The organism is Cobetia sp. UCD-24C, from assembly GCF_001306765.1.
Classification (GTDB): Bacteria; Pseudomonadota; Gammaproteobacteria; order Pseudomonadales; family Halomonadaceae; genus Cobetia; species Cobetia amphilecti.
Genome location: NZ_LJTD01000014.1, coordinates 66,755 through 81,754 on the forward strand (window position 1 = coordinate 66,755; position 15,000 = coordinate 81,754).

At 63.7% G+C, this 15,000-nt stretch carries 12 protein-coding genes; 5 read left to right on the forward strand and 7 right to left on the reverse strand.

The window, feature by feature from the left end; all coding sequences use genetic code 11:
* Window positions 1–134 precede the first annotated feature (134 nt).
* From AOG28_RS15980 to AOG28_RS16000, 5 genes are all read right to left on the reverse strand, one after another.
* On the reverse strand, window positions 135–1,277 hold the full coding sequence (locus tag AOG28_RS15980; protein WP_082388905.1) for a LacI family DNA-binding transcriptional regulator: 1,143 nt from the start codon (window positions 1,275–1,277) through the stop codon (window positions 135–137).
* Window positions 1,278–1,472: 195 nt separating this feature from the next.
* Window positions 1,473–2,486: a 2-hydroxyacid dehydrogenase gene (locus tag AOG28_RS15985; protein ID WP_054557211.1), complete on the reverse strand. Its 1,014-nt coding sequence runs from the start codon at window positions 2,484–2,486 to the stop codon at window positions 1,473–1,475.
* Window positions 2,487–2,664: 178 nt separating this feature from the next.
* Window positions 2,665–3,687, reverse strand: a complete 1,023-nt coding sequence (locus AOG28_RS15990) for a sugar kinase (protein WP_082388922.1) — start codon at window positions 3,685–3,687, stop codon at window positions 2,665–2,667.
* Between the two features lie 144 nt (window positions 3,688–3,831).
* Complete coding sequence (locus tag AOG28_RS15995; RefSeq protein ID WP_054557137.1) at window positions 3,832–5,427, reverse strand: aldehyde dehydrogenase (NADP(+)); 1,596 nt, start codon at window positions 5,425–5,427, stop codon at window positions 3,832–3,834.
* 222 nt (window positions 5,428–5,649) lie between these two features.
* Window positions 5,650–6,426, reverse strand: a complete 777-nt coding sequence (locus tag AOG28_RS16000; RefSeq protein ID WP_054557138.1) for an SDR family NAD(P)-dependent oxidoreductase — start codon at window positions 6,424–6,426, stop codon at window positions 5,650–5,652.
* A 647-nt stretch (window positions 6,427–7,073) separates the two neighbouring features.
* Between AOG28_RS16000 and AOG28_RS16005 the strand changes: the two genes are divergently transcribed.
* From AOG28_RS16005 to AOG28_RS16020, 4 genes are all read left to right on the forward strand, one after another.
* Entirely contained in the window at window positions 7,074–8,039 is a 966-nt protein-coding gene (locus AOG28_RS16005; protein ID WP_054557139.1) for a Bug family tripartite tricarboxylate transporter substrate binding protein, read from the forward strand.
* 76 nt (window positions 8,040–8,115) lie between these two features.
* Window positions 8,116–8,586, forward strand: a complete 471-nt coding sequence (locus tag AOG28_RS16010) for a tripartite tricarboxylate transporter TctB family protein (RefSeq protein WP_054557140.1) — start codon at window positions 8,116–8,118, stop codon at window positions 8,584–8,586.
* A complete protein-coding gene (locus AOG28_RS16015; RefSeq protein WP_054557141.1) occupies window positions 8,586–10,106 on the forward strand; it encodes a tripartite tricarboxylate transporter permease in 1,521 nt (506 codons plus the stop codon). The genes AOG28_RS16010 and AOG28_RS16015 overlap by 1 nt, the downstream gene beginning before the upstream one ends.
* Window positions 10,107–10,267: 161 nt before the next feature.
* The gene (locus AOG28_RS16020) at window positions 10,268–10,969 is read left to right on the forward strand and encodes a FadR/GntR family transcriptional regulator (RefSeq protein ID WP_043334187.1); all 702 of its coding nucleotides are present in this window, start codon (window positions 10,268–10,270) and stop codon (window positions 10,967–10,969) included.
* A 173-nt stretch (window positions 10,970–11,142) separates the two neighbouring features.
* Here AOG28_RS16020 and dauA read toward each other — a convergent pair whose 3' ends face one another.
* Complete coding sequence (gene dauA / locus AOG28_RS16025; protein WP_054557142.1) at window positions 11,143–12,915, reverse strand: C4-dicarboxylic acid transporter DauA; 1,773 nt, start codon at window positions 12,913–12,915, stop codon at window positions 11,143–11,145.
* Between the two features lie 293 nt (window positions 12,916–13,208).
* Here dauA and AOG28_RS16030 point away from each other — a divergent pair, with 293 nt between their 5' ends.
* On the forward strand, window positions 13,209–13,397 hold the full coding sequence (locus AOG28_RS16030) for a hypothetical protein (protein WP_054557143.1): 189 nt from the start codon (window positions 13,209–13,211) through the stop codon (window positions 13,395–13,397).
* Between the two features lie 150 nt (window positions 13,398–13,547).
* On the opposite strand, the gene AOG28_RS16035 is transcribed toward AOG28_RS16030, so the two are convergent.
* The gene (locus AOG28_RS16035) at window positions 13,548–14,834 is read right to left on the reverse strand and encodes an NAD(P)/FAD-dependent oxidoreductase (RefSeq protein ID WP_054557144.1); all 1,287 of its coding nucleotides are present in this window, start codon (window positions 14,832–14,834) and stop codon (window positions 13,548–13,550) included.
* Window positions 14,835–15,000 lie beyond the last annotated feature (166 nt).

Here is a 15,000-nt window from a genome sequence, read left to right on the forward strand (position 1 = left end):
ACCTTCTGGTCTTGCAGTCTTGCCGTGTTGCGCTTGCCAGACCGACAGTCTCCAGACGGCCGGTCCATGCTCGGGGTCTGCGCGGCTTGTCGATGCTCTCCAGGCATGACGTGCCGTTCAGCTGAAGCTTGGTATCACTCCTTTGGGGGCGTCGCGACGCTGGCGTCGTCAGGACTCCCGCAGGAGCGACGTATCTTGAGTTCCGGCGGCATGATGACGCTTTCTCGCTCGCCGCCGGGATTGGCGATCCGTCGCAATGCCAGTCGCGCCGCCTGCTCCCCGATGGCGTAGGGGTGCGTGGCGATACTGGTCAGGGGCGGGTCGCCCAGTTCGGCTTCCTCGACATCATCGGTGCCGATCACGGCACAGTCGCGACCGGGTTCCAGCCCCATCTGGCGCAGGCCCAGCATGGCACCGAAGGCCACGAGGTCGTTGTGGCAGACCACAGCCGTCGGGCGAGGGCTTTCCTGCATCAGGGTCTTGATCAGCTCATGGCCGACGCGCCGGGTCACGCCATTGCCGCGCACCAGGCGGCGATAGCTCAGGCCGTGATGATCCAGCGCGGCCTGATAACCCAGCCAGCGGTCATGACTGACCGAGTGGTCCGCGCCGCCGATGAAGGCGATGCGCTGATGGCCCAGGCTAACGAGGTGATTGACGGCCATCTCGGCCACGCGCCGGAAATCGGTGCCGGCGTAATCGAAGGGCGGGGCGTCCAGATAGCGCATCACCTGGATGCAGGGCATGCCCCAGTCGGCCAGTTGATGGATCAGGTTCGGGTCTGAGTGTTCGGCGGGGCACAGCAACAGGCCATCGACACGATGTTCACGCATGCGCTCGATGAAGCGCTGCTGACGCTCAGGGGAATCCTCGCTGTTGGCGAGAAATGACACATAGCCTTCCTGATGCAGGGCGGCATCGATCCCCGCGACCATGGAGCCGAAGAAGGGGTTGGCGATGTCATAGACCACCACGCCAAGGGTCGCGGTGCGGCTGCCGCGCATGGCGGCGGCGCCACGGTTGTAGACGTAGCCCAGTGTCTTGATGGAGTCCTGGACCTTCTCGCGGGTGCGTTTCGCCACCAGCGGGCTTTCGCGCAGCACCAGCGAGACCGTGCTGCGCGAGACCTTGGCATGTGCCGCGATATCCTGAAGCGTGATGCTGCTCGAGGCGCCCTGTGATGATGGGGCCTGCGATGACGGGACCTGTGGTGACGGGGCCTGCGATGACACCGTGGCATCTGCCTTGGCCGGCGGTGTCGTGATGGGATCTTTCATGGCGTCTTCCCTGGGCGTTTTCTTGTTGTCATCCCGAACTCATGGCCGGGGTGGAGACGTTTTTGGATGGTTCCAAATCCATGTCCAGAGCATAGAGCAATTCGCCCGCGCTCCCCTCAGCACTTTGGTCTGGCAGCCATGTGTCGAAGGGGCGGCGTCACAGGCATGCCGGCCACCGGACTGCCGGCCACCGGTCTACCGGCGCGTCCAGCTGGCTTCATTGACCGCACTCAGCGGTGATTTCCCCGCCAGCGCCAACAGCAGGTTGTCCAGCGCCCGCTGCGCCATGGCGCGGCGTGTCTCATGGGTGGCAGAGCCGATGTGCGGCAGTGCCACGACCTGTGGCAGGCGCGTCAGCGGTGAACTTGCCGGCAGCGGCTCCTGCTCGAAGACATCCAGCCCGGCGCCGCGGATACCGCCACGCTCGAGACACTCGATCAAGGCCGCTTCATCGATGACACGCCCGCGGGCGATGTTGATCAGGATGGCGCTGGCGGGCATCAGTTCCAGCTCACGCCTGCCGATCAGGCGTTCGGTCTGCTCGCTGAGCGGGACGGTGACGCAGACGAAATCGCTGGTCTTGAGCAAGGTGTCCAGTTCGACGCGGCTCGCGCCCAGTTCGTTCTCCAGCGCAGGCTTGGGGGAGGCATTCGAGTACTGGACCCGCATGCCGAAGCCGAGTGCACCGCGCCGCGCGATCGCCGCGCCGATACGGCCCATGCCCACCATGCCGAGTGTCTTGCCGTGCACGTCCGTACCGAAGTGAGGCGGTGTGAGGCCATGTGTCCATTGGCCGTCGCGCACCATGTTGGCCAGCTCCACCGCGCGTCGTGCCGTGGCCATGATCAACAGGAAGCCGACATCGGCGGTGGTCTCGGTCAGTACGTCCGGGGTGTTGCACAGCAGGATGCCGCGCGCGTCCATCGCCTCAAGCGGGTAGTTGTCATAGCCCACGGAGACCGTGCAGATCACCCGCAGTGCGGGGGCGGCATCCAGCAGCGCTTCCGTGATCCTGTGTCCAGAGCAGATGAGTCCATGGGCATCGTGCAGGGCGTCGTGCAGTGCCGCATCCAGCGCCTCGGCGCTGTCATGCCCCTCCAGCAGCACGACGTCATGCCGCTCGCGCAGGGTGGCCATCTGCTCATCATCCAGCGCCTTGAGCACCACGACCTTGCGGCGGGTCACGCACTCGTCAGCGTCACTTGTCATTTGGCTGCTACCTCGGGCCGAGTAGTGCTGTGCATGCATCCTTGCCTCCTTGAGAGCGTGGGCGATGAACTGACCGGCAGACTGCCGTCAGGAGTGTGTCACCCCTGGTCGTGTCATCACTGGTTGTGTCACCACTGGGTGTATCACCACTGGTTGTCATTGGAAATCGGCCGCGAACTCAGGACACGCTGACGGCATCACCCGCTTCGAGCGTCTTGAGCGTCGCGCGATCCGGCAGGCCCTCCATGTCACCCCGCACCTGAACGGCACGGCTGCCGAGCAGATTGGCGCGATGCATGGCGTCTTTCGGGGAGAGCCCTTCAAGCAGTGCGCTGACGACACCTACCGCAAAGGCATCGCCCGCCCCCACGGTATCGACGACCTTGTCGACCCGCAGGCCCGGAACGCTGAAGGCGGCTTCCTGGCCGCCGATCATCCCGCGGTAATAGCTGCCCTCAGGGCCCAGCTTGATGATGACGGCCTTGGCACCTTGCTCGAGATAGTGGCCGGCGATGGCCTCAGGCGTCTTCTGGCCGGTCAGTCGCTCGCCTTCCGCAAGCCCCGGCAACACCCAGTCGGCGCGGCTTGCCAGCTGATTGAGGGTGTCGCGCATCTCCTGCTCGCTTGACCACAGGGTAGGGCGCAGATTGGGATCGAAGGAAATGCTGGCACCGGACTGGCGGGCCTGTTCGAAGAGATGGAACGATAGTTCACGACAGCTGGGGGAGATGGCCGGCGGAATGCCGGTGGCATGCAGGTGGCGCAGGGCGCTGAAGTCGATGCCATCGGCGTCACTGGCATTCATGCGGCTGGCGGCGCTGCCCTGACGGAAATACTCGACATGCGGATCTTCCCCCTGGCTGGCGCGTGCCTTGAACATCAGGCCGGTAGGGGCATCGCCGTCGCGGGTCAGATGGCGACAGTCCAGCCCGTTGTCTTCCAGGGTCTGGCGCAGATAGCGTCCGAGGCTGTCGTCGCCCACGCGGCTCAGCCAGCCGACATGAAATCCCAGCCGGGCGAGGCCGATGGCCACGTTGGTATCGGCGCCGGCGATGCGTCGCTCGTAGTGCGAGACCTGTGCAAGATCGCCCTCGCTTTCGGCGACCAGCAGCGCCATCGCTTCGCCAAAGGCGAGGATTTCCAGTGGCGAGGAAGAAGAGAAAGAGGCGGGCGTCGATGACGCGTTGGCTTGCTCAGACATCATGGCGTGTCCTGTGTAGTTGGAGCCGTTCCTTGTGCTTGTCCTGCATGACGACACGGCTGGCGAAGCCGCGCCGTCATGGAAATTGCCGTACTGCGTATTGTCGGTCAGACGTCACTCACTGCACGTCACTTGGGCAATGACTCAGAGCTGGCGCTTGCCGTCCACCAGACGCGGCAGGCCCTGGGTGCCGTCACGCAGGGTCGGGCTCAGCAGTGCCTCGGGCAGATCCTGATAGCACACCGGGCGCAGGAAGCGTTCGATGGCCGCGCTGCCCACCGAGGTGGTGCGGCTGTCAGAGGTTGCCGGCCAGGGGCCACCGTGTACCATCGCCTGACAGACTTCGACACCCGTCGGCCAGCCATTGGCGAGAATGCGACCGGCGCGACGCTCGAGCACCGGCATCAGGGTGCGGGCGGCGTCGATATCGGCATCGTCCAGGTGCAGGGTGGCGGTCAGCTGGCCTTCCAGGTGCTCGCAGACCGCACGCATCTCGTCCAGATCGCGACAGGCGATGACCAGCGAGCTGGCACCGAAGACTTCTTCCTGCAATGCGGCTTCACTCAGGAAGTCGCTGCCGGTGGTGCGGAACAGCGCGGTCTGACACGGACTTGCGTTGTCGCCATCCAGTGCGCCGCGTGCGACTTCCTGTACCTGGGGCAGGGCGGAGAGCTTCTCCACGCCACCCCGGTAGGCGTCATGTATGCCCGGCGTCAGCATCGTCTGGCAGGCACTGGCCGCGACATTGTCGGCGGCGGTCTTGAGGAAACGCTCCAGCGCTTCGCCTTCGAGGGCCAGCACCAGTCCCGGGTTGGTGCAGAACTGGCCGGCGCCCATGTTGAGCGAGGCGATGAAGGCCTGTCCCAGCCCTTCGGCACGGGCTTCCAGCGCGGCCGGCATCAGCAGTACCGGGTTGATGCTGCTCATCTCGGCGTAGACCGGGATCGGCTGAGGACGTGCCTGGGCGGTCTTGAGCAGTGCGGTTCCGCCACTGCGTGACCCGGTGAAGCCCACGGCCTGAATGCGCGGATCATTGACCAGTGCCTGACCCAGGGTGTTGCCGCTGCCGTAGAGCAGCGAGAAGATGCCTTCCGGCAGGTTGCAACGTGTCACGGCGCGCTGGATGGCGCCGCCGACCAGCTCGGACGTCCCCGGGTGAGCGGAGTGTGCCTTGACGATGACCGGGCAGCCAGCCGCCAGTGCCGAGGCGGTATCGCCACCGGCCACCGAGAAGGCCAGCGGGAAGTTGCTGGCCCCGAAGACGGCGACAGGGCCGAGGCCGATGCGACGCTGGCGCAGGTCGGCGCGCGGCATCGGGCTGCGTTCCGGCATGGCCGGGTCGATGCGCACATCCAGCCACTCACCGGCGCGCACGACGCCGGCGAACAGGCGCAGCTGACCGCAGGTACGGCCACGTTCCCCTTCCAGACGAGCCCGCGGCAGGCCGGTTTCCTGAAGGGCGCGCTCGGTGATCTGCTCGCCGATGGCCTCGATTTCCTCGGCGATGGTCTCGAGGAAGCCGGCGCGGGTTTCAGCATCCGTTTCCCGGAAGCTGTCAAAGGCGTCGTGTGCCAGCTGGCAGGCCAGCTCCACCTCACGGGCACCACCGGCCGGATAGCCCGGCGCCAGGCGCTCACCGTTGGCAGGATTGATGGCGTGTACCGGCTTGCCGTCGGCCAGCAGACTCTGCTGTCCGATGATCTGGTGGCCGCGCAGTGTCGTCTGATCGGAAGGTGACATAAGGCGTCTCTCTTTTCGTGGGGCGTTCTTTTCGTGGGCACAGTCCGGAATGTCCCGCCTCCATCGCCCTCATGGGGCGCGATGCGGGACAAGGGAATGCTCGTCTCGACTGACGGTGCATGGCGGGACTGTTGCGTGCCGACATGTCATGAGGCCGAGGGCGAGACATTCAGGCTGCTGGGGCGCGTCTCATGGGCGCGATGCCGTCGTGGGCGGTATGCCTCACGGGCACATCTGGCCGCCATTGATGTCGATCACCTGGCCCGTGATGTAGCCACTGGTGGCGTGGGAGGCGAGGAACAGGAAGGTCGGTGCACATTCCTCGGAGGTGCCGAAGCGGCCCATGGCGATGCTGCCGGCGATCTTGGCACGCAGCTCTTCGCTCTTGTCGGCGTGGAAGACGGTATCGATGGTGCCCGGCGACACGATGTTGAAGCGCACGTTGTCCTTGGTGAATTCCTTCACCCAGTTGCGGTGCAGGTTGTGCAGCATGGCCTTGGTGCCGCCGTACAGGGAGGCGCCGAGACCACCGCCCTCGCGGCCAGCGATGGAGCCGGTGCTGATGACGCTGGCGGTGGTGCCGGAATCCTTGGCGGAGGCCTTCAGATGCGGCATGGCATATTTGGTCGTCATGATCGCGGAGCGCAGGTTCAGATCCATCACCAGGTCGAAGGCGGCATCATCCAGGCTCTCGAGTCCGGCACGCACGCCCAGGCCACCAGCGTTGTTGACGAGCACGTCCATGCCGCCGAAGGCCTTGGTGAAGTCTTCTACCAGTGCAGCGCAGCCTTCGCTGGTGGACAGGTCGCGCGCGAAATATTCAAAGCGGGCGCCTGTGGCTTCCATCTGGGCGATGGCGTCGCGAGCGGCGTCATCCTGCTGGCGGCTGTTGATGCCGACCACTGCCCCTTCACGGGCGAAGGCCACGGCGGCTGCCAGACCAATACCCTTGGTGGAGCCGGTGATGAGGACTTTCTTCTGCTTGAGATCGGTGAACATGTGGGATTCCTGACGGTGGAAAGCCGTACGCTCTTGGAGGCGGCATGGCGAATGAAAGGTGGAGGAAGTTGCGGCGAGCATTGGCTCCCTCTCGGCACGAGTCACCTTAGCCCAGGCAGAGACGATCGACAAACAAATAATGACAACTGGCGAGTAGTGCTTTAGTGCAGTTCGCCGTTGGGTATCTCTGGATCACCCGCCAATGGCACCTGGCAGGACGCGGGCTGGTTTCGGGACAGGGCAGGCGAGATTTCCTGGAATGAAGGAAAGGGTGGTTTGTCGTGAATTGACAGATAAATCATTAAAATCAATAAGTTATTTATGTTTGTCGTAGTCGGCCATGCGCAGGATACGCCGTGGATTGCGGCCATTGGATAAGGGTCTCGCTAGCCCGGTTCGGCTATCCTAGAGGTAGATCCCGTCAGACCCCCACGACAGCCAACCCTTACCTCCCTCCTGATGCTCATTTTTGGATTGGTCTAAAGTTCAAGTTGTCATAACTTGTAAAATTCGTGCATCCCGCTGACACTGATCTCAGTGCCTGGGGTAGCCAACGCCAACCTTCATGACGCTGTCCCACGCTGCAATGCTGCAACAGACATAGCCACGCAACGCCTCCATAACAAGACAACGAGAGAGTCTTCGCCATGCGTAAATTGTCACAAGTCCTCTGTGCCTCCGTGCTGACCCTGTCCGCCTCCGCGGTGATGGCAGCTGACTACCCCTACAAGCCCATCACGCTGATCGTGCCCTGGTCTGCCGGTGGTGGCAGCGATGCGGTCGGCCGTCAGTTGGCGGCGGGTCTTCAGGAAGAGCTCGGTCAGCCTGTCAATGTGGTCAACAAGACCGGCGGTTCCGGGGTGGTGGGTCACATGTCCATGAAGATGGCGCGCCCCGACGGTTACACCCTGGGGCTTGGCACCGCAGAGATTGCCACCTACCAGCATATCGGCACCGCGCAGCTGTCCTATGAGGACTTCACGCCCATCGCGCTGCTGAATCTGGATTACGCCTCCTTCACGGTGAACGCCGATTCCGAGTGGAAGACCCTGGATGATGCCCTGTCGGCGCTGAAGGCCAATCCGAGCGATTACACTGTCTCCGGCTCCGCGCCCGGGGCTGCCTATCATCTGTCCTTCGCCGGCTTCCTGGATCAGCAGGGCATCAATCCGAATGACGTGACACTGGTGCCCAGTGAAGGTGCCGCGCCGGGTCTGCAGGAGCTGGCAGCCGGTGGTGTGGATATCGTGTTCTCCTCGCTTCCGGAAATCGAATCCATGCGCAAGTCCGGACGCGTCAAGGCGCTGGCGGTGCTGGCCAATGATCGCGTCGATTCCTTCGAGGATGTGCCTTCTGCCAAGGAGCTGACCGGCTCCGAGTGGAGCCAGGGCTCCTGGCGTGGCCTGGTCGGGCCCAAGGGACTGCCGGAAGAGGTGACCGCACGCCTGTCGGAAGCCACCGAGAAGGTCTGGAAGTCCGAGCAGTTCCAGGACTTCATGTCCGGTCGCGGTTACGGCACCGTCTGGGAAGATGCCGAAGGTTTCCGTGCCTTCATGAAAGATCAGGATGAGAAGAACGCTGCCACCATCAAAAAGCTGGGCCTGGCCAACTGAACGCGCGGGTCGCCGTGAGCGTCTGCCATTCAGCGTGTTCGACCGTTTCTTCCTGAGTCTTCATGAGTAACCGCACATGCGTACCAACGACAAGGTCACGGGTGTGGCGACGGCAGCCTTCGGGGCTGCCGTCATATATGCCTCCCTCGACTTGAAGAACCTGCCGCGCCAGGAATATGGGGCCGGTACCTTTCCCACGGTCATCGGCGCACTGCTGATGCTGTTCGGAGCCATCCTGCTCGTCCGTGGGCTGCGCAATCGTGAAGTCTGGTTTGCCTGGCAGCACCCTGTGCCGCTGATCACCTTCATCATGACATTGGCGGCCATCTGCGCCTCCATCGTGGCCTATATCTACCTGACGCCAGTCATCGGTTTCCCGGTGGTGTCCTTCGTGCTGCTCACGTTGCTGCTCTATGCCTTCCATCATCGTCGCTGGTTGCCTGCCGGTGGTATCGCGCTGGTGGCCACGGGAGTGATCTGGGAAGTCTTCGGCCAATTGCTGCACGTTCCGCTTGAGCTGGGCCTGCTGGAAAAGGTGATCTACTGATGAGTGACTTACTGCAAGCCGCCACGATGGTGTTCACGTGGGAAGTGATGCTGATCATTCTGGCAGCCTCCCTCTTCGGGCTCTTCATGGGCGCCATCCCTGGCCTGACGGCTACCATGGCCACGGCACTGCTGGTGCCGGTCACCTTCTTCATGGAGCCGCTGCCGGCCATCGCCGCCATCGTGTCCGCGACTGCCATGGCCATCGTGGCCGGCGACATTCCCGGGGCGTTATTGAGGATTCCCGGCACACCGGCCTCGGCGGTCTATACCGAGGAAGCCTATGCGATGGGCAAGCAGGGCAAGGTCGGGCTGGCACTGGGGCTGAACGTGACCTGCTCGATGATCGGTGGGGTGATCGGGGTGCTGATCCTGGCCTTCTTCGCGCCGCGCATTGCCGAGTTCGCCATCCAGTTCACCAGTGACGAATATTTCTGGCTGGCGCTGCTGGGGCTTTCCTGCGCGATCCTCGTCTCCGGCAGTGACCCGCTCAAGGGCGGGATCTCGATGCTGGCGGGTCTGGTCATCGCGATGGTGGGCATGGACAGCGTCTCGGGTCAGATGCGTTTCACCTTCGGCAACTATGACCTGCTGGCCGGTATCTCCATTCTGCCGGTGCTGATCGGACTGTTCGCGATTTCCGAGCTGATCCGTCGCATGCCGGAAACCCGCAATACCGCGCCGCTGGTGCCGCCCGTCATCAAGCGTCCCTTCGAAGGCGTTGGCGCAGCGCTCTGGAAATACAAGGGCGGTGTCCTTCGCGGCGGTGCCCTGGGGACCGTGATCGGGGCCTTGCCGGGCGCCGGTGCCGATATCGCGTCCTGGATCAGCTACGCCGTGAGCCGCAAGCTCTCCAGGACACCGGAGAAGTTCGGCAAGGGACATCCGGAAGGCCTGGTCTCGGCCAGTTCCGCCAACAATGCCTCGTTGTCCGGTGCCTATATTCCGGCCCTGGTCTTCGGGATCCCGGGGGATACGGTCACGGCGATCATCATCGGCGTCCTGATGACCAAGGGCATCACGCCGGGTCCTGACGTCTTCGTCGACCAGGCACCGTTGGTCAATGCCATCTTCATGGTCTTCGTGCTGGCCAATCTGCTGCTGTTGCCACTGGGCTTCATGGCGATTCGCGGCGCGCGCCACATCCTGTCGATTCCCACCGGTATCCTGTTCCCGCTGATCCTGATGTTCTGCATCGTCGGGGCGTTCGCAGCCAACAATGCGATGTTCGATATCTGGATCATGCTCGGTATCGGCCTGGTGGGCTTCTTCATGGCCGAGAACGACTTCCCGGTCGGGCCGATGATTCTGGCGGTGATTCTGGGGCCGATCGTCGAGAGCAACTTCATGCGCTCGATTCTCAAGTCCAATGGGGATCTGACGGCCTTCGTGGATCGCCCCATCGCCATGGTACTGGCGATTGCCGCAGTGGCGGTCTGGACCATGATCATCGTCAACGGGGTGAAAGCAGGGCGTCGGGTACCGCAGACACCGGCATCGGAACTCCCTCAGGATGCCTGAGTGAGATGACGCGTCGGATCGAGAGGGGCCTGCGGGGGAGCACCCATTGAGGGGGCTGCCCCGTAGCCTTTCCTCATGCGGCAGGGTTTCCGGTAGAATTGCACACCATCCGACATGCCTGAAGGTGGACCAAGAGTGATGAGAAAGGGCGACATGACACGATGAGTGACGCAGCCAAGCATTCACTGGCGCTGGTGGTCTACGAGAAGATTCTGGCGGCCATCATCAGCGGTGATTATCCCGTCAACAAGAAGCTGCCCACCGAGGCGCGCCTGTGCGAGCTGTATGAGGTGTCGCGCCCAGTGCTGCGTGATGCGCTGGCGCGGCTGCGCGAGGACAATCTCGTCGTTTCGCGGCGGGGCTCGGGCAGCTTCGTCATCAATCGACCCGATAGCGCCGTGCTCGAATTCGCGCGCATCTCCAGCATCGCCGACATCCAGCGTTGCTTCGAGTTTCGCACCAATGTCGAGGCCAGTGCGGCGGGCCTTGCCGCACTGCGGCGCACTCCGGAGCAGCTGGAGCACATTCGCCAGCGCTTCGAAGCCATCAACCAGGCCAATCTCAACCATGATCGCGCCTCGGATGAAGACTTCGAGTTCCATCTGGCGATCACCGAAGCGGCCAGCAATCACTACTACGCCACCGTGCTGCGCTCGCTCAACCAGAGCATCAAGGAGGGCATGAACCTGACGCGTGGCCTGTCATTGCGCGCCTCGGAGGAACGCCTGCGCATCGTTCAGGATGAGCATCAGGCGATCATCGATGCGATTGCCGACAAGGACGCCACGGCGGCCGAAAGCGCGATGCGGGCGCATCTCGAAGGCGCGCGCCGACGCATGTTCGAAGGCGTTCATGCGCCCTAGCCCCTCAAGAGGCGAGCCCCTCGACAGGTAAGCATTTCGCCAAGAAGTCATGACCCACGACAATGCCTCTGATCGTCACTGATCAGAGGCATTGTCGTATCAGGAGGCGTGAAAACGCGGCCTGCTGGCGCGCAAGCGGCCTATGAAGATAGGCAGAGCACGATGCCCGCAGGCTAGTGTTCGCCCAGCCAGCGACGTGCCACGGCGACGGCACGTGGCAGGCTGCGGCACCAGCTGAGCTTGTGCGCACGCGTGCGAATGCCGGCCCGACGCAGCTTGACGATCAGATGGCTCGGCAGCCCCGCCAGAATCAGCGCCACTCGCTGGTGATGCATGTCATCGATCAGGGATTTCAGGGCCACGATGGCCGTGCCATCCATGCTCGGCACATCGCTCATGTCGAGAATCACGACCCGGACCCTGTCATCGACCAGGCGCAGTGAGGTCAGCGCCTTCTCGGCCACGCCGAAGAACAGGGGGCCATCGATGTCGTAGAGCGCGATGGCGCTGCTGTCGCTTCCCTCGCACAGTGTCTGGCGAAGCGCCTCGACCTTTTGCGTATCGGTGATCTGGCGGGTCTGCGTCAGCTGCATCATGCGGCGTATGAACAGCGCCGCCGCCAGTCCGACGCCGACTGCCACCGCCAGCACCATGTTGAACAGCACGGTGAGGCCGAAGCAGATCAACAGGATCGCCACATCGCCTCCTGGGGCGGAACGCAGGCTATGCACGAAGTGGCGAGCCTCGCTCATGTTCCAGGCGACGATGAACAGCAGCGCCGCCAATGTCGCCATCGGCACCTTGCCCAGCAGATCCGCCAGTGCGATCACCGCAAGCAGTACCACCGCGGAATGCACCACTGCCGCCAGTGGTGAACGGGCTCCGCAGCGAATGTTGGTGGCGGTGCGTGCGATGGCGGCAGTGGCCGTGATGCCCGCGAACAACGGCGCTATCAGATTGCCCAGCCCCTGGCCGATCAACTCCGCATCCGGGTCATGGCGCGTTCGCGTCAGTCCATCGGATACCACCGAGCACAACAGGGATTCGATCGCCCCCAGCATGGCAATGGCGATGGCGGGCCCCATCAGTGCACGGATCAGCTCGAAATCCAGTGTCAGCGGCTGGCCATCCGCGCCGGGCAGCTGCCAGGGAGCCACCAGCGTTGGGGCGATGGGCGGAATGCCCGTGCCGCTGCTGCCCGCCGCTTCCCAGCTGAAGCGGGAGGCGATGGTTTCCACCAGCGGACCCTGGGTGTCACCGCCGAAGGCGAGGTCGAGCGCATGGGCCGCCAGTGCGCCGACGATCAAGCCGACCAGTGGTGCGGGGACGGGCAGATGCAGGCGTGGCCACAGCAGCATGACGGCCAGTGAAAAGACCCCGATGGAGAGCTCATGAGGATTCAGCGTCGGCAGGGCGGCCAGAATATGCCCGACATTCTCGACGAAGTGCTCGCTGAGCTGTCCGACACTCAGGCCCAGAAAGTCAGGCACCTGCAGGACGGCGATCACCACGGCGATGCCGGCGGTAAAACCGAGCACGACCGGATAGGGCACGAACTGGATCAGCCGCCCCATGTGCGTCAGCCCCAGCAGTACCAGAATCGCCCCCGCCATCATGGTGGCGATCAACAGTCCGCCGAGTCCGCACTGCTGAACGATGGGAAACAGGATCACCACGAAGGCCGCGGTGGGCCCGGAGACGTTGACGCGTGAGCCGCCCGTCATGGCGATGATTGCCCCCGCGACGATGGCCGTATAGAGGCCATGCTGTGGCGCGACCCCAGCCGCGATGGCCAGTGCCATGGACAACGGCACTGCCACGGTGCCGATGGTCAACCCGGCCAGGATGTCCTGACGCAGATCGGTGAGGCCGTAGCCTGAGTGCCATGCACTGCGCAGGCCGGTGGCAATCGGGGGCAGGCGCATGGGAGAGCGCTTGGAGGTCATCGGGGCGGGTCCTCGCGGAGGGAATCTCGACGCTGAACCTGGTGCTGGCCGTATCAGGGCATGGCGTGGCATGTCCGAACATGACACTGCGCCAGGCGACAGCAGGCCAGCCGTCTGTGACGGACTGCCCTGTCATGATTACATGATAATCATATGGTAAAAACATTAACATGTAATTAGCATGATCGTCATTCGCTTGCCCAGAGGTTCGGCGCGGGGTCACAAGGATTGGCTTGTCGGTATCGGCGTCCCGGCATTACCATCTGATGTTAATGATTTCGGGAGAGCTGAAGATGGAAAAGAAGACCGCACGCCTGACCCTGATGATTGACCCGCACAAGAAGCAGGCCTTCGAACAGCTGTGTGCCTCGCAGGATCAGACGCCGTCTCAGGTCGTTCGTCAGTTGATCCGCGAGTATCTGCAGGCGCATGGCGTCGAGTACGCGTCCCAGCCCGGGCATCCACAACCCCCATCTTCCTGAACGAGCGGGTTGGGTGGGGCGCTCTGACAAGCCCTGCGCTGATTAGCCCGGCTATGACGCAAGAAACAAGAAGCCCCTGACAGGTTCGCCTGTCAGGGGCTTTCGTCTTCATGGGCAAGGGTGCAGTTCTGCTTGCTCAGGGGAGCGGGATCATTGCCAGAACCTGGCGGGTGACAGGCTGCGCGCGTATTCCGGCAGGGGTTCGTGCGCCACCGTACGTGCCACCAGATCGCCCGTCACGGCCGAGAGTGTCAGGCCCAGGTGGCCGTGCCCGTAGGCGAGCAGCAGGCCGGGGCAGCCGGGCATTTCGCCTACTACCGGCAGGCCATCGGGGGTGGAGTGGCGCACGCCCATCCAGTGGCGGGCGACGTCCAGCGGCTGACCGAAGAGTGTCTCGCCCCATTGCTTGAGGGCTTGCCAGCGCTGCGGCGAGGCGGGGCGCGATGGCGCGCAGAACTCGGTGGTGCCCGCCAGGCGAATGCCTGCGGCCATGGGCGAGGCGTAGAAGTGATGCGCCAGCCAGCCCACCGGGCGTGCGAGTGGCAGCGATGTGGCGAGTTCGATGTGATAGCCGCGCTCGCTGACCACCGGCAGACGCTTGCCGAGTCCTGCCAGCAGCGTATTGCTGGCGATACCGGCGCAGATCACCACATGCGAGACCTCCTGCGAGGTGGTGGCGGTGTCGATGCGCCAACCACCACTGGAAAGCGGCGTGAGGGCATCGACCTGCTGCGCCGTCCACTCAAGGCCGCCTTCTTCGAGCTGTGCGAAGAGCTGGCGGCTGAGTGACAGCGGACTGGTGAGATGGCGGGTATCAGGGTAGTAGAGGCCACCTGTTAGTCCCTTCGAGTTGAGCGAAGGTTCCAGGTCACGCAGCTCGCTTGCGCCCAGTGCCTGACATTCGACTCCGTCATGGCGTTTCGCCTGGGCCATCTTCTCCAGCGATGCCGGGGTGATGGCGGTGTCGCGCTGGATCTGCAGGCAGCCTGTCTGGCTGGCCAGTGCAGTGGGCGCTTTGGTCTGCAGGTCATCGATCAGAGCATGCTGTCGTTCGACGGCATTGGCCAGCAGGGCGATCAGGTCCGCCTTGTGGCGCTGGAAATTGGAGGGCGTTGCCGCCTTGAGGAAGCGCCAGCCGAAATCCGCGAGGGCAGGCGTGTGGCGCAGGGCGATGGCAAGGGAGGGCTGCCTGCTCAGCAGGTTGCCCGGCAGCTGACGCAGGGTATCGCCGCTGGCCATCGGTGAGGTGGCGTAGTTGGCAATGAGGCCGGCGTTGCCGAAGGAGGTGCCTTCGCCGATGGGGTTCGGGTCATACAGTCGAACGTGATAGCCACGTGCCTGCAAGGCGCGGCAGGTCGCCAGGCCGATGATGCCGGCGCCAATGACGGCAATGCTGTCGTGACTCGCCGCTTCGGCGGCGGAGGATTGCGGGGTCATAGCGCGTACTCTCTTTGCCGATCATGCCGGGCGGATTGCCCGACATGATCGGCGTGATGAAGACGGTGGCAGGGCCGTGTCAGGGGCATGACAGAGCCTTGGAAGACTCATGGTCGAGCGGCGCAGGCCCTGCCGATGGCTCAGTTGTCGCGGTAGAACTTCCAGG